The organism is Brotocaccenecus cirricatena, from assembly GCF_020687045.1.
In the GTDB taxonomy this organism is placed as follows: Bacteria; Bacillota; Clostridia; order Oscillospirales; family Oscillospiraceae; genus Vescimonas; species Vescimonas cirricatena.
The window spans coordinates 59,246-79,826 of sequence record NZ_JAJEPW010000006.1; the positions used below are offsets into that span (position 1 = coordinate 59,246).

Here is a 20,581-nt window from a genome sequence, read left to right on the forward strand (position 1 = left end):
ATACGCTATTTTTCCGGCGCTGTAAAGAGGGAAAAACGGATTTTACCGGGTGCGCAGCTCCGCCCCCAGGCGCTTGGTGAGCTTCTTGATGACGCCGGAGGCGCACTCCTCGATCTCCGTGGAGGTCAGGGTCTTTTCCAGGGAGCCGATGGTCAGCCGGATGGTGACGGACTTCTTCCCGGCGGGCACCTGCTTGCCATGGTACTCGTCCACAAAGTCTGCCCCATGGAGCAGGCCGCCCTCCCGGATGCCCTGGGCGATGACGTCGTGCATCTGGCTCCACTTCACCTGGCTGTCGAACAGCAGGGAGATATCGTAGTCGGTCATGGGATACTCCGGCAGGTGGGTGAACCGGTTGGTGCGGGAGCGGAAGGGCCTCAAGGCGTCCACGTCCAGCTCGAACAGCATCACGGCCAGGTTCTTGATGCCGCAGGCCATGGCGGGCTTCCGGGCAAGCAATGCCAGATTGCCCACCTGCTCCTCACCCAGATAGATGTTCAGCCACACCACCTGGTCGGCCCACACCGGGCGCTTCTCCTGGCGGAAGGTGAAGCCCTCCATGTGGGTGTAGCGGGGCATCTGCTCCACGGCGCCCTTGGCCCGGCGGAACAGGGCCGTCACGTCCTTGGCCGGGGCCACGAAGGCGCCGGCGATGTTCTTGCGCTGGGAGGGCAGCAGCTCCCGGGGGTCATAGGGGGCGGAATAGTCCGCGTCCTTGAACACCTGGGCCGTTTCAAACAGGGAGAACTCCGTGAAGTAGCGCTCGTTCTTCGCCACAGCCTTGCACAGGTTGGGCAGCAGAGAGGAGCGGATCAGCCGCTCGGAGGGAGACGGCGGGGTGGACAGGGCCAGGATCCCGGCGGTGTCCTGCAGAATGGCGTTGACGTACTGCTCGTCCATCCAGGGATAGGTGAAGATCTCCTGCATGCCGCAGCGGATGGCCAGATACTCCTTGATCCGGCGCTCCAGGTCCTTATCCAGCTGGTTGATGGCCCCGTCGAAGGAGGTGGTGATGGGGGCGGCCTGGAAGTTCTCGTAGCCCACCATCCGGGCCACCTCCTCCATGATGTCGGCCTTGATGGCCACATCGCCGGTGGAGCGCCAGGTGGGCACGGTAACGTGCATGTTGTCGCCGCTGAAGTCCAGCCGGAAGCCCAGCAGGCCCAGCTTGTGGGCGATCTCGTCGTTGGTCAGGTGCTTGCCCAGGCGGCGGTCCAGCCAGGTCAGGGACACATCGATCTCCGCCGGTTGGAGCTTCGCGGGATACTGGTCGCAGAAGCTGGTGACATGCACGTCGGGATACAGCTCCCGGAACAGGCTCATGGCCAGGGACAGGGCCTGGTCGCAGCGCTCGGGGTCGATGGCCTTTTCATACCGGGAGGAGGCCTCGGTGCGGTTGTCGTACCGCAGGGCCGTGCGGCGGACGCCGGCAGCCTGGAAGTTGGCGATCTCCAGAATCACCTTGTTGGTGGTGGGCAGGACGGAGTCCTTGGCGCCGCCCATGACGCCTGCAAGGCCCACCACCCCCGCCTCGTCGGCGATGACCAGGTCGTCGGCGGACAGGGCCAGCTCCTTGCCGTTGAGCAGCTCCAACTTTTCGCCGTTTTGGGCCCGGCGGACGATGATATGCCCGGCAATGTTGTCGGAATCAAAGGCGTGGGTGGGCTGGCCGGTGGCCAGCATCACATAGTTGGTGATATCCACCAGGGCGTTGATGGGCCGCATGCCCACCCGCCAGATGCGGCTCTGCATCCGGAAGGGGGCGGGCTTCACGGACAGGCCCTCTACCGCCGCGCCAATGTAGCGGGGGCAGCGCTCCGTGTCCTCCACGGTGACGGTGAGGCCGTCGGACCCGGCGCCGCAGGTGAAGGGGGGCAGGGGCTTGAGAGGCAGGTCATACAGAGCCGCCAGCTCCCGGGCGATGCCGTAATGGCCCCACAGGTCGGGCCGGTTGGTCATGGATTTGTTGTCAATCTCCAGGATGATGTCGTTCAGGTCCAGGGCGTCGGCAATAGGGGTCCCCGCTGGGGCGTCAAAGGCGCTCAGGTCCAGAATGTGGGCCTCCTCGGTGGTGGGGAACAGGTCCCCCAGGCCGATCTCCACCGCGCCGCAGATCATGCCGTAGCTTTTGACGCCCCGGAGCTTGGCCTCCTTGATCTCCACCGGCTCGCCCTCGCCGTGCCAGCGGCACATGGCTCCCGGGGCGGCCACGGCCACCTTCATGCCCGGGCGGACGTTGGTGCCGCCGCAGACGATATCCCGGATGTCACCGCCGCCGATGTCCGTGCGGCAGATCTGCAGCTTGTCGGCGTTGGGATGGGGGCACACCTCCGTGATCTGCCCCACCAGCATATGGTCAAACTGCCGGGCCAGGTCCGTGGCCCCCTCCACCTCCACGGTGGACATGGTCAGGTCATAGGCCAGCCGGGTCAGGTCCATATCCCGGGGCAGGTCCACATAATCTTTGATCCAGTTCAGCGATACTTTCATGTGTTTCCCCTCCTTTTAACGGAACTGTTCCAAAAAGCGCAGGTCGGCGCTGTGGAACATACGCACGTCATCCACGCCGTAGCGCATCATCACCAGACGGTCCAGGCCGATGTTCACATAGAACCCGGTGTATTCGTCCGGATCCAGGCCCGCCGAGCGCAGGACATTGGGATGGGGCGTGCCGCCGGGCATGATCTCGATCCAGCCCACGTGCTTGCACACGCTGCACCCCTTGCCGCCGCAGACCAGGCAGCCCATGTCGATCTCGAACCCCGGCTCCACAAAGGGGAAGAAGCCTGCCCGCATCCGCACCGGGACGTCCCGGCCGAATACCTTGGACAGGATGCTCTTGATCATCACCTTGCCGGAGGCGAACGTGAAGTCCTTGTCCACGATCAGGGCCTCATACTGGAAGAAGGCGCGCTCGTGGCGGGCGTCGGTGGTCTCGTTGCGGTACACCCGGCCGGGGTACACGAAGCGGTAAGGGGGCTTGTGGGTCTGCATATAGCGGACGGAGCCGCCGGTCAGGTGGGGCCGCAGGCACAGCTTGTCCCAGCACTGGCCCTTGTCATGACCCTCCAGCCAATAGGTGTCCATGCTCTCCCGGGCGGGATGGTTGGGGGGGAAGTTCAGGTTGTCGAAGCCGTACAGCTCGCTGGTGATGTCGGACTCCTCGAAGATCTCGAAGCCCATGGACCGGAACGCGTCGTTCAGGTCATAGCACATCTGGGTGATGGGGTGCAGGCCGCCGGACAGGGGGGCGGTGCCGGGGACGGTGATGTCGAAGTCCGGGTCCACCTCGGAGGCCTTCAGCTTCAGCTCCTCCCGCTTGGATTCCAGCAGCTCCGTCAGCTGGGTCTTGGCCTGGTTCACGGCCTTGCCCATCTCCGGCCGCAGGCTTACGTCCAGCCGGGGCAGCTCCTTCAGAAGCCCCGTCAGGGCGCCCTGCTTGCCCAGCAGCAGGCCCTTGACCTCCTGCAGCTCGCCTTCGCTGCGGGCGGCGCGGATCTTCTCCTGCCCCTCCTGCAGCAGCTGTGTCAGTTTCTCTTTCATCGGTAATGATTCCTCCTTGTATTATGGGGTGGAAGTTTTTAGAGTTTCCCTGCAAAGACTGTGCTGTAGGGGATGCTGCGGGCCGGTTCTCGAAAAGCTCCGGCCACAGCCCTTTGCGGATTTGTATCGGTAATAGCACAGGGTTGTAATGCGGAGTGGTCTGCCTAGAAAAGCTTCCGCATAAATCTGCAAATGCGCTGCCATAGGGAGGGATGGGAGCATTCGGATGCGCCGCCGTCCGGTGCGGCCTTGATTGCGTGCGGCTCGCTGTCTGCCTGACACGGCTGGCTTTCTCCGCCGGATGCGCTGCCAGCCGGTGTGGCCGCGGGTAAGCGCATCTTGTAGCCTGTCCGACATATCTGATCTGCTCTGCTCGTTCTCAGAGCAAGTGGATACCGATTCTCCGGCAATTTCCTGCCGAGACGCCAACTTAGGGACAGACCAAAGGCAAAATGCGCCGAGCCATCCGGCGTAGAGCAATAAACAGTTCTTTGGCCTTCCCCGTTGCCGTCGAGATCATATTCTTCCGACCAAGTCTCGATGATCTCTTCCGTAATTTTTTCTTTTTTCAGTACCTTGGTTGCGCTGAGATATAGTCCGCCTGTTTTTATGATGCAGGATGACAGCTCCTCCGGGCAGTAACCAGTATTAAAAATATATACTTCGTACTGCCAATTGGCATCATGGCTATTTCCGTCTGATTCTCTGAGAAGGCCGTCAATGCGATATCTGCTTGCCAAGTAAGTCAATACTGCCTCTCGGTAATACTCTACATCAATGGTATCTCCCGACACGTTCCGTATCACCACATAATGCGTTCTGTCAACGGTATACTCCGTTACTGGACTAATAGGCTGCGGGACTTCTACACCCAATAGCCGATAGGCTTCGTCGGTAGCATATACCACAAAATCTTTCTCATATTCTTCAATGATGAATTCCTTTAACAAGTTTTTGTCCATGAGCTTCCTCCTTATTAACTATTAAAAGTGGGATTCGTTCGGGGAAAAAATAAATGCCTTTCATCCCAAAACTAAGGGACGAAAGGCATACGGCTTCCGTGGTACCACCCAGCTTCGCGGCAAAACCCGCGCACTCGTTTTCCCGATAACGGGGGATGACCCGTCCGCGCATTTCCTCGCGGCAGCTCCCGGGCGAACACCGCAGCGCCTGACGGACCGGCTTGCAGCCGGTGACCGGTCCTCTCTTGGAAAGGCGATGATTGCGGAACTTCCCGTTCAAAGCATTTTAAGCACCCCCATTTATACCATATTCCGCCGGAACTTGCAAGGGAAAATTGCAAAATACCCAAAATTGCTCCGGCCCCGGCACGGAAAAAAGAGGCTGGCGCAGGCCAGCCTCTTTTGGTTATGCCGTTATGGGAGACGGGGCTCAGCCCACGTACTTCATGCCGGAGTTCTCGGTGGCGGTGATGTCCTTGACCAGGTTGGCGGACCACTCAGAGTACGCCTTGTTCATCATGGCTTTGCGGACCTGGACCATCCAATAGGGATCGTCGGTGCCCACGAAGTACATGACGTGGTAGCCGATGTAGCTGCCGCCGGTGGCATCGTTGGCCACGATGCCGGTATCGCCGGCCTTGCGGCTCTCGTCGAAGCACCAGTCGTTGAACTCGCTGACCATCTGACCCTTATAGACCTGCTTATACAGGCCGCCGTTGGTGTTGGAGCCGGTGTCGTCAGACAGCTCATTGGCCAGCGCGGCAAAGCTGTCCTCGGTGGCGTCGCCGTCCTTCCAGGCCTGGAGGGCGTTCTCGGCCTCCTGCTTCTTGCCGGCCTTCAGCTCCTCCAGCTTGGCCTGGTAATCCTCGGCCTTGCTGTCCAGACCGGTGGTGTCCACCTTGAACAGAATGTGGCGCACGTCCACGGTGTTGTAATCGTTGCGGGTCCGGCTGTGGAACACCAGCAGATAGATGGAGGTGCCGTTTTCCACGATCTCGGTGTCGCCCTCCTGGCGGCTCTCGTCAAACACCCACTTGGTGGCGGCATTGCCGCTGTAGGTGCCGGCTTCGGGGTGGGAATAGGTGCCGATGGGCTCATAGTCCTTGGCCGCCTTGGCCAGGAGCTCGCCGCCCTTGACCTGCTCCAGGGCCGCGTTGGCGGCGTCCTTGGCCTTCTGCAGGGCAGCGGCGCTCTCCTCCTCGGTGGGCTGGACGGTGTTGCCGTCGGCGTCCTTGGTGGAGGCGGCTGCGCCGTTGAAGGTGATCATCTCATAGTTGGCCACGTCGAAGGAGTTCTTGTTCTCCTCGTAGTACTTCTGAAGCTCCTCGTCGGTGTACTGCAGGCTGTCGATGTAGTCCTGCTGATAGTGGGAGGCGATGATGGTATCCTTCAGGATGCCCTGGAAGATCTTCTTGGTCATGTTGCTGCCGTAGAGCTGCTTGAGGTACTCGCCCTCGCTCTTACCGGCGGACTTGGCATAGGAGACCAGGGTGTCCATGGTGGAGTCCAGCTCCTTCTGCATGTCGTCGTTCCAGGTGATGCCCTTCTCGGCAGCGCCCTTCTTGAGCATGGTGATCTGGATCAGGCTCTTCTTGGCGGCCTCCTTGAAATAGGCGTCCCAGGTCATGTCCTCGGACACGCCCAGCAGGGTCTTGGCCATGTCGCTGAGGCTCTGCTGGGTCAGGGGGGTGGAGGTGCTCAGCCCGTAATAGGAGGCGTACTGGTTCTGGGCAATGGAGTTATAGGCCACATGATAGAAATAGCTGACCTCGGCGGCGGAATAGGTCTCGCCCTCCACGGTGACGGCGGCGGAGCCCCGCTGGATCACGTTGGAGTTCCACACCAGCAGCGCAGCGGCCACCAGCACGAACACGATGGCGATGCCGCCATAGAGCCAGTTGCTCCGGCGCTGCTTGGCCCGCTCCTGCGCCTCACGGGCGGCCTTGGGGTCCACTGCGCCGCTGGCGTTGAATTCCTGGCGGGCTTTCTTTTCTCTGGATGCACTCATAGTTGTTTCAGTCCTCTCGAAAATAGGTACGCGGTACCCTTTGTAATGTGCTATTGGTTGATTATACAGGAAAACCCGGCGCTTCGCAAGAGGAAATCGGGATTTCCCGGGAATTTGGGCGATTTTACTCCGCCTGATACACGATCCGGCCGTCGATGACGGTCATATACGCCTGGCCGCCGATGGTGGTGAGGGGATCGGCGGTCCACAGGACGAAATCGGCATCCTTGCCGGGCTCCAGGCTGCCCACCCGGCTGTCGATGCCCAGGCTGCGGGCGGGGTTGATGGTGATGGCCCGCCAGGCCTCGTCCATAGGCAGGCCCGCGTTGGCGGCCAGGCCCGCGCACATGGGCAGCTTCTCCAGGGGGATCACCGGGGCGTCGGTGATGATGCTGACGGTAAGCCCGGCCTTGTACAGCGTTCCGGGGGTGGTGAAGCTCTTGTGGCGCAGTTCGGCCTTGCTCTTGCTGCCCAGGGTGGGCCCCACGAACACCGGCAGTCCCTCCTTGGCCAGCTCGTCGGCGATCAGCTCGCCGTCGGTGCAGTGGTCCAGGGTGGCCTTCACCCCGAATTCCTTGGCAATCCGCACGGCGGTGAGGATGTCGTCGGCCCGGTGGGCGTGGCACTTCAGGGGGATCTCGCCGTTGATTACCGGCAGCATGGCCTCCAGCTTCATGTCGAAGGGGGGATTCTTTCCGGTCAGCTTATCGTCCCGGTAGCGCTGGGTCTTGAACAGCAGCTCCCGCAGCAGCGCCGCCACGGCCATGCGGGTCATGGGGCTTTTCTTCAGGCCCTGGCCATAGCAGCCCTTGGGATTCTCGCCGAAGGCGCACTTCATGGCGGCAGGCTCCTTCAGCAGCATATTGTCCACCCGCTTGCCTGCCAGCTTCAGCACCGTGAAGGTGCCGCCCACCACGTTGGCGCTGCCGGGGCCGGTGCAGGCGGTGGTCACGCCGCCCCGGATGGCGTTGGGGAAGGCCTCGTCCTGGGGGTTGATGGAGTCGATGGCCCGCAGCTGGGGAGTCAGGGGGTCCACGATCTCGTTATAGTCCATGCCCTCCCAGCGCATACACTGGTTGTCCAGGCCGATGTGACAGTGGGCCTCCACGCAGCCGGGAGTCAGCAGGCGGCCGCCGGCGTCGATGACGGTGCAGCCCTCCGGGGCGTCGATGTGGGCCGCCACGGCGGTGATGCGGCCGTCTTCGGCCAGCAGACAGCCGTTGGGGATATCCGGCCCGGTGATGGGCTTTATGTAAGCGTTACGGATCAGCAGCATAGCAATACCTCGCATTTCTACAGATGATGCCGGTATTATATCACAGCCCGGAGGTTTCCACAAGAGTTGCGTTTTTTCGGGGGATACGCTATAATAGTGGGCCGAAGGAGGCGGACGTATGCGCTATACCACCCTTTGCTATCTGGAAAACCCCGCCGGGGAGTATCTGATGCTCCACCGGGTGAAAAAGGAAAACGACTGCAACCGCGACAAGTGGATCGGCATCGGCGGCAAGTTCCTGGACGGCGAAAGCCCCGAGGAGTGCGCCCTGCGGGAGATCAACGAGGAGACGGGGCTCACCGTCACCGGATACCGCTACCGGGGCATCGTCACCTTTGTGTCCGACCGGTGGGAAACGGAATATATGCACCTGTTCACCGCCACGGAGTGGACCGGCCGGGTCCGGGAGGACTGCGACGAAGGGGTGCTGGAGTGGATCCACAAGGACCGGCTGGCGGCCCTGCCCCAGTGGGCCGGGGACCGGATCTTTCTGGACCTGCTGCGGCAGGGGGCGCCGTTTTTCTCCCTGAAGCTGCGGTATCAGGGGGAGACGCTGGTCTATGCCTGCCTGAACGGAAAGGAGCTGATCCTGTGACGATTCTGGTCAGCGCGTGCCTGCTGGGGGTCCCCTGCCGGTACGACGGGCAGAGCAAGGCCCATCCCCTGGCCCGTGCCCTGTGCGAAAAGCACCATGTGGTCCCCGTGTGCGGGGAGATCTTCGGGGGACTGCCCACGCCCCGGCCTCCGGCGGAGATTCAGGGGGACCGGGTGGTCACCCGGGATGGCCGGGATGTGACGGAGGCCTATCGCCGGGGCGCGGAGGCTGCGGCGCAGCTGGCCCGGCTCACCGGGGCCCGGGCCGCCGTGCTCAAGGAACGCAGCCCCTCCTGCGGCTCCGGGGCCGTGTATGACGGCACCTTTTCCGGCGTTCTGACGGAGGGCTGGGGCATCACCGCCGCCCTGCTGCGCCAGCAGGGCCTGCGGGTGGTGGGCGAGTCCGGCATCGCCACTCTGCTGGCGGAGGACGTCCGTTAAAATCACAACAGAATACGACAAAAAACTGTGAGATTCGGAGAAAATCACAATTGCCATTGACAGACGGGACGAAAGTTGGTAAAGTAGGGCCATAGGGGGTCGGAAACGTTACCGGTAATGTTGCCGCCCCTTTGGAATGGCAGAAGAAGGGAGACGAAACGCGCTTTATGACCATCAAGGATATTGCGCGGCAGTGCGGCGTAAGCGTCAGCACGGTGTCGCGGGTGCTCAACGACCGGCCGGACGTCAGCCCGGAAAACCGGCGCAAGGTGCTCTCCGCCATTCAACGATCCAATTACATTCCCAACAACACCGCCAGGGACCTGGTGAAAACCAAGTCCGACGCCATCGGCCTGGTGGTGCGGGGCGTGTCCAACCCGTTTTACACGGATATCATCCGGGTCATCGAGGAGCAGGTCACGGCCCGGGGCTATACCCTGGTGATGCAGCAGATCGGCACCTGCGACGACGAGGTGAAGCGGGGCGCCATGATGGAGCGGGAAAAGCGGCTGCGGGGCCTGATCCTGTTGGGCGGCCGGTCCGACTATACCCCCCAGGAGCTGGCGCCGCTGAACATCCCCTATGTCTGCTGCTCGTATGACAACCAGTACGGCACCCTGCCGCCGGACTCCTACGCCTCGGTGTCCATCGCCGACGAGGAGGAGGCCTGCCGGGCGGTGACGGAGCTGTACCGCTGCGGCCACCGGCGCATTGCGGCGCTGGTCTCCGGCACGGAGGACCGCTCCATCAGCCAGCTGCGGTATCAAGGCTATGTCCGGGCCTTAGCGGCCCACGGGCTGCCCCTGGAGCAGGAGCTGGTCATCGAGGCCGGTTCCTTCGACATCCGGCAGTCGTATCTGGCCATGCAGCGGCGTCTGCTGGCGGGGGCGCAGTTTACCGCCCTGTTCGCCATCTCCGACAACATGGCCATTGGGGCCATGCGGGCTTTGCGGGAGGCCGGACGGCGGATCCCCGAGGACTGCTCCGTCATCGCCATCGACGGACTGACCGTCTCGGACTATATCAACCCCACCCTGACCACCCTCTGCCAGCCTATGGAGCACATGGGCCGGCGCAGCGTGGAGATCCTGCTGGACATGGTGGAGCACCGGGGCGGACCCATCCGGGAGACGGCCCACACCACCCTGCGGACCGGGGAATCCGTCCGCGACATTTCTTAGTTTTTCCGGCGGAAACCGCCTGAAAAATATATAATGAAGGAGAATTGATCATGAAGAAAACTCTTGCATTGATCCTGGCCGCTGTCATGGCTCTGTCCCTGGTAGCCTGCGCCAAGACCCCCGCAAACGGCGGCACGGAGGCCAAGGGCTCCGTGTATTACCTGAACTTCAAGCCCGAGGCCGATCAGGCCTGGCAGGCGCTGGCCAAGACCTACACCGAGCAGACCGGCGTGGAGGTCAAGGTCGTCACCGCCGCTTCCGGCCAGTATGACACCATGCTGACCTCCGAGCTGGACAAGTCTGCTCCTCCCACCATGTTCCAGGTGGGCAACCAGGGCGCTGTCAACTCCTATGGCGATTTCTGCTATCCTCTGGATAACACCGACGTCATGAAGGAAATGACCACCCAGGACTTCAACCTGAAGAACGCCAATGGCGAGACCGTGTCCATCGGCTACTGCTATGAGGCCTATGGCATCATCGTCAACAAGGCTCTGCTGAAGCAGGCCGGCTATGAGCTGTCCGACATCACCAACTTCGAGTCCCTGAAGAAGGTCGCCGACGACATCCACAGCCGCGCCGCCGAGCTGGGCTTTGACGCCTTCAGCTCCGCCGGCCTGGAGGGCTCCTCCAGCTGGCGCTTCTCCGGTCACCTGGCCAACATGCCCCTGTTCTATGAGTTCCGGGATGACAAGGTCACCGCTCAGCCCGCCGCCATCAAGGGCACCTATCTGGATGCCTTCAAGAACGTCTGGGATCTGTACACCACTGACTCCGCCACCACCGGCGCTGCTCTGACCACCGCCACCGGCGATGCCTCCGAGGCCGAGTTCGGCCAGGGTAAGGCCGTGTTCTTCCAGAACGGTTCCTGGGAGTATGCCAACCTGGTCACCAGTGATGACAAGGGCTTCAAGATGAACCCCGAGGATCTGGCTATGATCCCCATCTACTGCGGCGTTGAGGGCGAGGAGAAGGCCGGTCTGTGCTGCGGCACCGAGAACTGCTGGGCCGTCAACAAGAACGCCAAGGAAGAGGACATCCAGGCCACTCTGGACTTCATGAAGTGGGTCGTCACCTCCGATGAGGGCACCACCATGCTGGCCGAGCAGTTTGGCCCCTGCCCCTTCAAGAACGCCAAGACTCCCGCCAACGTGTTCTTTGCCGATGCCAACGCCTATACCGCTGCCGGCAACTACATTGTGACCTGGGCCTTCAACTGGACCCCCGCCGTGGATGACTGGCGTGCGGGCGTGGTGGATGCTCTGACTCAGTACACCGTCAACGGCGGCAGCTGGGACAACGTCAAGACCGCCTTCGTGGACGGCTGGGCCACCCAGTATGCCAAGGAGAACGGCTGAGCTATAAGCGCTCCGTTGTAACGCAATAGGACCGGGGGCGGGCTTATCGCCCGCCCCCGATTTTTTCTCACCCGCGGCGCACAGAGCTGTTGGCCGGTATGGACCGGGCAAGAGCTCCGGGCGCCGCCCGGAAAATACATAGATAGGAGAGAGGCGTCATGAAACTTCCGAAACACCGCCGGGACGAGGCCGCGCTGAATTCCCGGCTGATCCGCCGCCCCATCAAGCGCATGGTGTGGCTGTTTTTGCTGCCCACCTTCGGGGCCTTCTGCATCGGCTTCCTGTACCCCTTCTTCAAGGGGCTGTTTCTGTCCTTCTGCAACTTCCGCATCACCAGTCAGTGGACCTGGACGGGACTGGACAACTACCGGAAAGCCTTTCAGGACCCCGGCTATATGCACGCATTCTGGTACACGGCGCTGTTCGCCCTGGTGAGCCTGCTGGCCATCAACCTGTTCGCCTTCACCATCGCCTATGCCCTGACCCAGAAGTTCAAGGGCACCAATGTGTTCCGCACGGTGTTCTTCCTGCCCAACCTCATCGGCGGCATCGTGCTGGGCTATATCTGGTCCATGATCTTCGACGGCATCCTCATCAAGTACAACACCTCCGTGATCCTGGAGACGAAATACGGCTTCTGGGGTCTGGTGATCCTGGTGTGCTGGCAGCAGATCGGCTATATGATGATCATCTACATTGCCGGACTCCAGGCGGTGCCTGAGGACATGCTGGAGGCCGCCCGCATCGACGGCGCCAACCGCTGGCAGACCCTGTGGCGGGTCACCATCCCCAACGTGATGCCCTCTATCACCATCTGCATGTTCCTGAGCCTGACCAACGGCTTCAAGCTGTTTGACCAGAACCTGGCCCTGACCGCCGGACGTCCCTTCCAGCAGCTGGGCAATGGAGAGACCATCAAAACAACGGAAATGCTGGCCCTGAACATCGTCAACGCCTTCGGCACCAGCGGCGGCGGAAACCGCGGCGTGGGGCAGGCCAAGGCCGTGATCTTCTTCATCGTGGTGGCGGCCATCAGCATCATCCAGCTTCAGGCCAACCGCCGCAAGGAGGTGCAGCAATGATCAAATCCGATGCTCTGCGCCGCAGAGAGCGCCGTCAGGCCCTGCTGACGGTGGTATTCACCATCATCTCCGTGCTCTATCTGATGCCGGTGCTCCTGGTGCTTATCAACTCCCTGAAGGCCAACGCCTTTGTCAACACCGAGACCTTCAAGCTGCCCACGGCGGAGTCCTTCGTGGGGCTGAAGAACTATGTCAAGGGCATGACCTTCGGCAACTTCGCCTTCTATAAGGTGGTGTTCTACAGCTTCTTCATCACCATCACCTCCACGGCCCTGATCCTGGTGTGCACGTCCATGGCGGCGTGGTACATCTCCCGGGTGGGGAGCCTGGTCAGCAAGATCGTGTACTACCTGTGCGTGTTCTCCATGGTGGTCCCCTTCCAGATGGTCATGTACACCCTGGCCCGGACGGCGGACCAGATGCACCTGAACACCCCCTGGACCATTCCGGTGATCTATCTGGGCTTCGGCGCAGGTCTGGCGGTGTTTATGTTCACGGGCTTTGTCAAGAGCCTGCCCCTGGAGATCGAGGAGGCCGCCGCCATCGACGGCTGCGGCCCTGTGGGCACCTTCTTCCGGGTGGTGCTGCCCATGCTGAAGCCCACCATGATCTCCGTGGGCGTGCTGGAGATCATGTGGGTCTGGAACGACTATCTGCTGCCCAGCCTGGTGCTGGATATCAACCAGTACCGCACCATTCCCATTCACATCCAGTATCTGAAGGGCAGCTACGGCACCGTGGACATGGGAGCCACCATGGCCCTGATCATGCTGAGCATCCTGCCGGTGATCATCTTCTATCTGTGCTGCCAGAAGCACATCATCAAGGGCGTGGCCGCCGGAGCCGTGAAGGGCTAAAAAACAAAGCATTTTTCTGATAAGTGAGTTGACTGACATATGAATCGTTGCAGCGGCATTTTGATGCCGGTATTTTCCCTGCCGTCTCCTTACGGCATCGGGACTCTGGGCAAGGCCGCCTATGACTTTGCCGATTTTCTCCACGCCGCCGGGCAGCACTGCTGGCAGATGCTGCCCCTGGGCCCCACCAGCTATGGCGACTCCCCCTATCAGAGCTTTTCCACCTACGCCGGGAATCCCTATTTCATCGACCTGGATATGCTGATAGAGGACGGGCTGCTGACCCGGGATGAGGTGGAGAGCCAGAACTGGGGAACCAATCCCCGGTACGTGGACTACGGAAAGATCTACGAAAGCCGCTTCGCCGTGCTGCAGAAGGCCAAGGACCGGGGCTGGGAGCGGGACCAGGCAGAGGTGGCCGCCTTTCAGGCGGAGAACTGCCGCTGGCTGCCGGACTACGCCCTGTACATGGCCTGCAAGCGCCATTTCGGCATGCGCTCCTGGACCGAGTGGGAGGACGCGGACATCCGCCTGTGGAAATCCCCGGAGGTGCTGGAGCGGTACCGCACCCTGCTGCGGGAGGACGTGGAGCTGTTCACCTATCTGCAGTTCCTGTTCTTCCGGCAGTGGAACAGGCTGCGGGACTATCTCCACGGCCTGGACATCCAGGTCATCGGCGACCTGCCCATTTATGTGGCCATGGACTCCGCCGACGTGTGGGCGGAGCCGGAGAGCTTCCAGCTGGACGACCAGTGCGTTCCCACGGAGGTATCCGGCGTGCCGCCGGACTACTTCAGCGCCGACGGTCAGCTGTGGGGCAACCCCCTGTACGCCTGGGACCGCATGCAGGCCGACGGCTTCGGCTGGTGGATCCGCCGGGTGGACGGGGCCTCCAAGCTGTATGACGTGATCCGCATCGACCATTTCCGGGGCTTCGAGGCCTATTGGGCCGTGCCCTACGGCGAGACCACCGCCAAAAACGGCCATTGGGTCAAGGGCCCGGGCATGAACCTGGTAGGGGTGCTCACCGGCTGGTTCCCCCAGCTGCGGTTCATCGCCGAGGACCTGGGCTATCCCACTCCCGGCGTCCGGCAGCTTTTGCAGGATTCCGGTCTGCCGGGCATGAAGGTGCTGGAATTTGCCTTCGATTCCCGGGATACCAGCAGCTATCTGCCCCACTCCTACACGGAGAACTGCGTGTGCTACACCGGCACCCACGACAACAGCCCCCTGGCCCTGTGGAAGGACGAGGCCGCGCCGGAGGACATCGCCTATGCCCGGGAATACCTGGGGCTCAACGATGGGGAGGGCTTCAACTGGGGCATCATCCGGGGCGGCATGAGCTCCGTGGCCCGGCTGTTTGTGGCCCAGATGCAGGACTATCTGGAGCTGGGTCTGCACCACCGCACCAACGTCCCCGGCACCCAGAGCGGCAACTGGCAGTGGCGTCTGCTGCCCGGCGAGGCCACCCCGGCCCTGGCCCGGCGCATCCGCCGCGTCACGGAGCTGTACGGCCGCTGAACCCAACCGATCCCGTTTCATTGCGAACTTCTCTTAAAACGTATGAACCCCGGCGCGGTGCGCCGGGGTTCATACGTTTTCTTTGCTGTGCTGATTCTCCATCAGGCGGCGGGCCTTTCTCCTGGCCCGGGTCAGGGCCATGCGGACGCTGTCGGGCTTCACGCCCAGCTCCCGGGCCAGCTCCCCGTCCGAATAGTCCAGGATATACCGGGCCTCCGGCAGCCAGCGGGTGTTCTCGTCCAGCCGGGGCCACACCTGGGCCAGGGCGTCCAGCTCCAGGCGGCGCAGCACCCGGTCCTCCACCTCCTGCCGCTCATCCGGGACCTCCGGTCCGCCGTCCAGCGGCAGCCAGGGATGGCGGCTGCTGTCCCGGACGGCGTTATAGGCCGTGTGGCGGCAGGCGGCGGCAATATACCCCGCCAGACCCTCCGGCTCCAGCCGGCGCAGGGTGTCCAGATGGTCGATGAGCCGCAGCAGGGTGGTTTGCAGCACGTCCTCCGTGGCCCACTTGTCGCCCAGGATATCATAGATGGTACGATACATCAGCCGCTGATACTTCACATACAGGCGGGTCATATAGGCCCGGTCGTCATCGTCCCGGATCGCAAGGATGCAGATCGGCAGCATATGGACCCTCCTCTCCCCGGCGGCAGCCGCCGGACCAAAAAATCGACATTTTATATTATAGAGGCCGTTCCCGGAAAAGCAAGAAAATTTTTCAAAAACCCGGTTGCAAATTCCCGGAACCGGTGTTACTTATATAGAGGGGTTACCAGGAAAGCGAAATCTGCGAAAGGAAGTGGATGCAATATGAACAACCGTCAACAGGCCCGGGAGGAGGCCCTGTTTGTTCTGCTGATGGACCAGGTGGCCCGGCAGCAGGACCGGCAGGCCCGGCAGCTGGGCCGGGCGCTGGAGGAGGACCCGGAGGCGGCCCTGTCCCCTGCCCTGCAGCAGCGCTGCATGCAGACCCTTCGCCGGGGCTTCCGCCGCCGGGACCGGCAGGCGGCAGGCCGGACCACCCGCCGCGTCATGAGCCGGGTGGCCGTGGCGGTGCTGGCGGCGGTGCTGTGTCTCACGGCGGCCTTCGCCGTGTCCCCTACCCTGCGCAGCAAGGCCCTGCACTGGGCGGCAAAGGTGTTCCCCACCCACACGGAGCTGCGGCTGAACCCTGACGCCGCCCCCGCCAACGGCCAGACCTATGAGCCGGTGGTGAACTGGCTGCCTGTGGGGCTGACCCTGGAGGAGCAGCGGTCCGACTGCGGATTTTCCAATTATCATTACACCGACTCCGACGGCTGCTGGCTGGACGTGGAGCTGCTGCTTTTCAGCAGCGGCGGCGTCATGAGCCTGGACACGGAAAACGCCGACGTCCGGGAGACGGTCATCAGCGGCTATCCGGCCATCACCATCCACAAGGAGGGCGTGTCCGTGGCCGCCTGCACCCTGGAGGACCTGAACGCCATCCTGCTGGTCACCGGCCAGGGCTTCTCCGTGGACGACGTGGTCCGGGTGGCGGAAAGCGTCCGCCTGCGATAGCGGGGCCGTCAGTCATTCCCATTCTTTCCCCGCCACCGAGGGCGCCAAGCACAAGGAGTGCACCGTGTGCCCGGAGGATAAGGAGTAGCTTTCTATAAACAGTCAACCAGGGGCAGCCCCGCGCGGGACCGCCCCTGGTTGATCGTTTTAGAGTTTTCAGCGATGCCGCAGCTTACAGGCTGTTCAGATAGTCCCGCACCTCCCGAACGCCGATGAAGGCGTGGGGGCCTGCCTCGTACCGGGGGTCGGCGGAGGCCAGGCACACCAGCAGGTCATCGGGATAGTCCGAGATGGAGAAGTACACCGGGGCATAGGAATCCGCCGGGTATTCATAAATCAGGTACGTTCCCTCGTCCAGCTTCATATAAAGCATGGTCTGGTCCAGCTTCCGACCCAGTTCCTCTATCTGTTCATTTCTGTCCAGCTCCGTGTCGATCAGCGACCGGATCATGGTGGTCAGGTGCTCATACTCGTCGCTGCCTTTTTCAAAAACGGACTTCTCCCGGCCATTTTTGGCCAGAACGATTCGCTCCGGGTCCGCCAGCTCGCCCAGGGACAGGTCCTGATACGGGTGGTCCTGATAATCCTCGGGATCGGCCCACTCCACCTTCTGCCCACACCCGGCCAGCAGCACGAAGCACAAGGCCAGAGGCAGGAGGATCTTTGCGATTTTCTTCATAGCTTTCTCCTCTCAAGCACTCACTGTTTATTCAGATAATCCAGCAGCTCCTGGGCCTCGGTGGCAGACCAGAAGCCGTGCAGCGTCAGGCTGTCCTCAATGGGAGAATAGATGCCCACAACGCTGTTCTGTGTGTCGGTCAGCTCAAAATATACCGGCGCGTAGGAATCCGCCGCATACTCATAAATCAGCCAGACGCCGATCTCCAGCTTTGCCCCGGACTTTGTACCGTCCAGCTTCCGGCCCAGGTCCTTTACCTGTTCATTTTCATCCAGCTGCGCTTCTATCAGCTGGCCCAGGGTGGATACGATTTTTTCATACGTCTCCGTGCCTTTGTCAAAGCTATTCTTTTCCCGGCCATCCCGGGTCATCACGATCCGCTCCGGGGCGGCCACCTCACCGGCGTAAACATCCTGGGCGGGATGGTCCTTATAGTCCTCCCAACCGGCCAGCTCCACCTTTTTTCCGCACCCGGCCAGCAGCAAGAAGCACAGCGCCAGGGGCAGAAGAACCTTCAGCAATTTCATGTCGTCGCTTCCTTCCTTCCAATTCGAATGCGTTTGTTTGCACTGATAATAGGAATTATACCATATAAATCATGAAATGTAAATACGGAAGTTTGATTTTCGTTTTTCTTCGCGCTTTCGACTGTTCTGAAAAACTCGTCAACATGGTGTTGAATAACGTCCTTTTGTTTTCTTCCATTTTCCGGTTGCACCCGGGCGGCGGAGGGTGTATAATACGAATCGTTCAAAATTGAACCTTTCAAAATCGGAGGAATCACCATGACCAACGCCTATCAGGTATCCATTGCCGCCCGGCAGCTGCTGGAGGGCTACACCGCCGCCATGCAGCCCCTGTGCCGCCGGGAGGGTCTGGCCCCCAACGGGGTGGACATTCTGCTGTTTCTGGCCAACAACCCGGGCCTGGACACCGCCCGGGACGTGTGCACCTATCGGGGACTGAAGCCGGGCATCGTCTCCTTCCACGTGGAGAAGCTGGTGCAGGAGGGGTATCTGCTGCGGCAGCCCGCTCCCGGGGACCGGCGCAAATGCCGCCTGGTGTGCACCGAGAAGGCCGGACCTGTGGTGCAGCAGGGCCGTGAGCTGCAGGAGACGTTTTTCCGCCGCCTGGCCCGGGGCCTGGAGCCGGAGGACCTGGCGGCCTTCCGCCGCTGCCTGGAGGGCTTCCGCCGGAATCTATCCCAAATGACGCAGGAGGACGCGCAATGACACAGGACAAGAAATTTCTGGGCACGGAGCCGGTGGGACGGCTCCTGTGGAAGCTGGCGGTGCCCACGGTGATCGCCCAGCTGGTGAATATGCTGTATAACATCGTGGACCGCATCTACATCGGCCATATCCCCGGTGACGGCAGCCTGGCCCTGACCGGCGTGGGGGTGTGCCTGCCCATCATCATGATTATCTCCGCCTTTTCGGCCTTCGTGTCCTCCGGCGGCGCGCCCCGGGCCTCCATCGCCATGGGCCGGGGGGACTATGACCAGGCCCAGCGGATTCTGGGCGGGTGCTTCACTTTACAGGTGGGCATCTCCCTGGTGCTGACGGCGGTGCTGCTGATCTGGAACCGTCCTTTGCTGCTGGCCTTCGGCGCCAGCGGGAACACCATTGAATATGCCGTCCAGTATATGCAGATTTATGCCCTGGGCACCCTGTTTGTGGAGCTGACCCTGGGCCTGAACGCCTTCATCACCGCCCAGGGCTTCGCCCGGGTGGGCATGAAAACCGTCCTCATCGGCGCGGTGTGCAACATCGTCCTGGACCCCCTGTTCATCTTCGCCCTGGACATGGGCGTCCGGGGGGCGGCCCTGGCCACGGTGCTGTCCCAGGCGGTATCCTGCGTATGGGTGGTGACCTTCCTGCGGGGGAAGCAGACCCTGCTGCGGCTGGAAAAGGCGTCCCTGCCCATCCGGCCCCGGCTGATTCTGCCCTGCGTGGCCCTGGGTACCGCCACCTTCATCATGCAGGCCAGCGAAAGCGTCATCTCCGTGTGCTTCAACGCCTCCCTGCTGAAATACGGCGGCGACCTGGCCGTGGGGGCCATGACCATCCTCTCCAGCGTCATGCAGTTTGCCATGCTGCCCCTGCAGGGCATCGCCCAGGGGGCTCAGCCCATCTCCAGCTATAACTTCGGCGCCGGCAGCGCCCGGCGGGTGCGCCAGACCTTCCGTCTGCTGCTGAAGGTCTGCCTGGGCTACGCCCTGGTGCTGTGGGCCTGCATCCAGCTGTTCCCCGGGGCCTTCGCCCGGATTTTCACGCCGGAGCCGGAGCTGGTGGCCTTCACCGCCGGGATGCTGCGGATCTACTGCGGGGCCCTGTTCCTGATGGGCATCCAGATCGCCTGCCAGATGACCTTCGTGTCCATCGGCAACGCCCCCTGCTCCATCATCGTGGCGGTGCTGCGGAAGTTCGTGCTGCTGCTGCCGCTGATCTATCTGCTGCCCCACCTGCTGGCGGACCAGACCCGGGCCGTGTTCCTGGCGGAGCCTGTGGCCGACACCATCGCCGTCACCGGCACGGTGCTCCTGTTCAGCTTCCAGTTCCGCAAGGCCCTGCGGAAGCTGGAAAGTGAAAACAAGACGTAATATCCGATAGGAGTATTGCGACTTGTATACAAAAAGCATCCCCGGCAAAAGCCGGAGATGCCCGCTACTTCTTCTTTTTTCCTCTCAGTTGGTACATGATAAACGCCCCCATGGTAATGACGGCGAGAGCCGCTCCCATGTCGTTCAAGCCCGCCGAGCTCAACAGATACTCCGAAAAAAGGGTCCACGCCACATAGGCGGCCAGGGAGCAAACCACGCTGAGGATAACGACCCGCACGAAAATCACCACCTTTCCGTTCAAAATTTCTTCTTATTTTGTTGATTATAACATATAAGAAGCCAAAACGCAAAGAGCTTTTTGACCTATTCAACATTTTTGCTGCCCGCAAAGCAGCAGCACATCGTACAGGAGGAACCCATGGAAAACATCTCCATCATCCTGGGTGACATCACCCAATCCCGGGTGGATGCCATCGTCAACGCCGCCAACACCACCCTGCTGGGGGGCCTGGGGGTGGACGGGGCCATCCACCGGGCCGCCGGGCCCGGCCTGCTGGCCGAGTGCCGCACCCTGGGGGGCTGCGAAACCGGCCATGCCAAGCTCACCGGGGCCTATAACCTGCCCTGCCGCTATGTGATCCACACCCCCGGCCCCATCTGGCAGGGCGGCGATCACGGGGAGGCGGCCCTGCTGCGCAGCTGCTATCTCAGCTGCCTGGAGCTGGCCCTGGCCCACGGCTGCCGCACGGTGGATTTCCCCTCCATCAGCACCGGGGTATACGGCTATCCCCTGCCCCAGGCGGCCCATGTGGCCCTGAAGGCCATGACGGACTTCCTCCGGGACCACCCCGGCATGCACCTGCGGATGATCTGCCACAACCCCAACGCCCTCCGGGCCTATCAGGTGGATTGGAACATGTTCTATCAGGACGTGAAGCCCCATGCATAAAAACCGGGCGTGCCGCGCAGGCGGCACG

The 20,581-nt window shown here is 61.9% G+C and carries 21 protein-coding genes; 11 read left to right on the forward strand and 10 right to left on the reverse strand.

The window, feature by feature from the left end; all coding sequences use genetic code 11:
- Positions 1-42: 42 nt before the first annotated feature.
- The 5 genes from pheT to LKD37_RS03585 form a co-directional block, all read right to left on the reverse strand.
- Positions 43-2,490, reverse strand: a complete 2,448-nt coding sequence (gene pheT / locus LKD37_RS03565) for a phenylalanine--tRNA ligase subunit beta (protein ID WP_302927966.1) — start codon at positions 2,488-2,490, stop codon at positions 43-45.
- A gap of 15 nt (positions 2,491-2,505) precedes the next feature.
- The gene (pheS, locus tag LKD37_RS03570; RefSeq protein WP_302927967.1) at positions 2,506-3,543 is read right to left on the reverse strand and encodes a phenylalanine--tRNA ligase subunit alpha; all 1,038 of its coding nucleotides are present in this window, start codon (positions 3,541-3,543) and stop codon (positions 2,506-2,508) included.
- A 164-nt stretch (positions 3,544-3,707) separates the two neighbouring features.
- The gene (locus tag LKD37_RS03575) at positions 3,708-4,505 is read right to left on the reverse strand and encodes a hypothetical protein (protein WP_302927968.1); all 798 of its coding nucleotides are present in this window, start codon (positions 4,503-4,505) and stop codon (positions 3,708-3,710) included.
- A gap of 430 nt (positions 4,506-4,935) precedes the next feature.
- Positions 4,936-6,513, reverse strand: coding sequence for a peptidylprolyl isomerase (locus LKD37_RS03580; RefSeq protein ID WP_302927969.1), 1,578 nt, complete (start codon positions 6,511-6,513; stop codon positions 4,936-4,938).
- A gap of 124 nt (positions 6,514-6,637) precedes the next feature.
- Complete coding sequence (locus LKD37_RS03585; RefSeq protein WP_302927970.1) at positions 6,638-7,789, reverse strand: amidohydrolase; 1,152 nt, start codon at positions 7,787-7,789, stop codon at positions 6,638-6,640.
- A 118-nt stretch (positions 7,790-7,907) separates the two neighbouring features.
- Between LKD37_RS03585 and LKD37_RS03590 the strand changes: the two genes are divergently transcribed.
- The 7 genes from LKD37_RS03590 (at position 7,908) to malQ (ending at position 14,823) form a co-directional block, all read left to right on the forward strand.
- Positions 7,908-8,384, forward strand: coding sequence for an NUDIX hydrolase (locus LKD37_RS03590; RefSeq protein ID WP_302927971.1), 477 nt, complete (start codon positions 7,908-7,910; stop codon positions 8,382-8,384).
- Positions 8,381-8,824, forward strand: coding sequence for a 2-thiouracil desulfurase family protein (locus tag LKD37_RS03595; RefSeq protein ID WP_302927972.1), 444 nt, complete (start codon positions 8,381-8,383; stop codon positions 8,822-8,824). The genes LKD37_RS03590 and LKD37_RS03595 overlap by 4 nt, the downstream gene beginning before the upstream one ends.
- A gap of 167 nt (positions 8,825-8,991) precedes the next feature.
- Positions 8,992-10,005 carry a LacI family DNA-binding transcriptional regulator gene (locus tag LKD37_RS03600; RefSeq protein WP_302927973.1) on the forward strand — a complete coding sequence of 338 codons (1,014 nt, stop codon included), beginning with the start codon at positions 8,992-8,994 and terminating at the stop codon, positions 10,003-10,005.
- A 50-nt stretch (positions 10,006-10,055) separates the two neighbouring features.
- Positions 10,056-11,363: an ABC transporter substrate-binding protein gene (locus LKD37_RS03605; protein WP_302927974.1), complete on the forward strand. Its 1,308-nt coding sequence runs from the start codon at positions 10,056-10,058 to the stop codon at positions 11,361-11,363.
- Positions 11,364-11,572: 209 nt separating this feature from the next.
- Positions 11,573-12,445 (forward strand): ABC transporter permease subunit, encoded by an 873-nt coding sequence (locus LKD37_RS03610; protein WP_302927987.1) that lies wholly within the window; start codon positions 11,573-11,575, stop codon positions 12,443-12,445.
- Positions 12,442-13,302 carry a carbohydrate ABC transporter permease gene (locus LKD37_RS03615; protein ID WP_302927975.1) on the forward strand — a complete coding sequence of 287 codons (861 nt, stop codon included), beginning with the start codon at positions 12,442-12,444 and terminating at the stop codon, positions 13,300-13,302. Before LKD37_RS03610 ends, LKD37_RS03615 begins: the two co-directional genes overlap by 4 nt.
- A gap of 39 nt (positions 13,303-13,341) precedes the next feature.
- Positions 13,342-14,823 (forward strand): 4-alpha-glucanotransferase, encoded by a 1,482-nt coding sequence (gene malQ / locus LKD37_RS03620; protein ID WP_302927976.1) that lies wholly within the window; start codon positions 13,342-13,344, stop codon positions 14,821-14,823.
- Between the two features lie 69 nt (positions 14,824-14,892).
- Here the strand turns inward: malQ and LKD37_RS03625 are convergent, their stop codons facing one another.
- Positions 14,893-15,450 carry an RNA polymerase sigma factor gene (locus LKD37_RS03625; RefSeq protein WP_302927977.1) on the reverse strand — a complete coding sequence of 186 codons (558 nt, stop codon included), beginning with the start codon at positions 15,448-15,450 and terminating at the stop codon, positions 14,893-14,895.
- A 183-nt stretch (positions 15,451-15,633) separates the two neighbouring features.
- Here LKD37_RS03625 and LKD37_RS03630 point away from each other — a divergent pair, with 183 nt between their 5' ends.
- Positions 15,634-16,362: a DUF4367 domain-containing protein gene (locus LKD37_RS03630; RefSeq protein ID WP_302927978.1), complete on the forward strand. Its 729-nt coding sequence runs from the start codon at positions 15,634-15,636 to the stop codon at positions 16,360-16,362.
- Positions 16,363-16,534: 172 nt separating this feature from the next.
- Here LKD37_RS03630 and LKD37_RS03635 read toward each other — a convergent pair whose 3' ends face one another.
- Genes LKD37_RS03635 through LKD37_RS03645 form a run of 3 tightly spaced genes read right to left on the reverse strand, consistent with a single transcriptional unit; the run spans position 16,535 to position 17,828 of the window.
- A complete protein-coding gene (locus LKD37_RS03635) occupies positions 16,535-17,041 on the reverse strand; it encodes an LptM family lipoprotein (protein WP_302927979.1) in 507 nt (168 codons plus the stop codon).
- 20 nt (positions 17,042-17,061) lie between these two features.
- Positions 17,062-17,568: a hypothetical protein gene (locus LKD37_RS03640; protein ID WP_302927980.1), complete on the reverse strand. Its 507-nt coding sequence runs from the start codon at positions 17,566-17,568 to the stop codon at positions 17,062-17,064.
- Entirely contained in the window at positions 17,565-17,828 is a 264-nt protein-coding gene (locus LKD37_RS03645; protein ID WP_302927981.1) for a hypothetical protein, read from the reverse strand. Before LKD37_RS03645 ends, LKD37_RS03640 begins: the two co-directional genes overlap by 4 nt.
- On the opposite strand from LKD37_RS03645, the gene LKD37_RS03650 reads away from it, so the two are divergent.
- Complete coding sequence (locus LKD37_RS03650; RefSeq protein WP_302927982.1) at positions 17,827-18,273, forward strand: MarR family winged helix-turn-helix transcriptional regulator; 447 nt, start codon at positions 17,827-17,829, stop codon at positions 18,271-18,273. The genes LKD37_RS03645 and LKD37_RS03650 overlap by 2 nt on opposite strands.
- Entirely contained in the window at positions 18,270-19,643 is a 1,374-nt protein-coding gene (locus LKD37_RS03655) for an MATE family efflux transporter (protein ID WP_302927983.1), read from the forward strand. Before LKD37_RS03650 ends, LKD37_RS03655 begins: the two co-directional genes overlap by 4 nt.
- Before the next feature lie 64 nt (positions 19,644-19,707).
- On the opposite strand, the gene LKD37_RS03660 is transcribed toward LKD37_RS03655, so the two are convergent.
- Complete coding sequence (locus LKD37_RS03660) at positions 19,708-19,905, reverse strand: hypothetical protein (RefSeq protein ID WP_302927984.1); 198 nt, start codon at positions 19,903-19,905, stop codon at positions 19,708-19,710.
- A 117-nt stretch (positions 19,906-20,022) separates the two neighbouring features.
- On the opposite strand from LKD37_RS03660, the gene LKD37_RS03665 reads away from it, so the two are divergent.
- Complete coding sequence (locus LKD37_RS03665) at positions 20,023-20,553, forward strand: macro domain-containing protein (protein WP_302927985.1); 531 nt, start codon at positions 20,023-20,025, stop codon at positions 20,551-20,553.
- Positions 20,554-20,581: the final 28 nt, after the last annotated feature.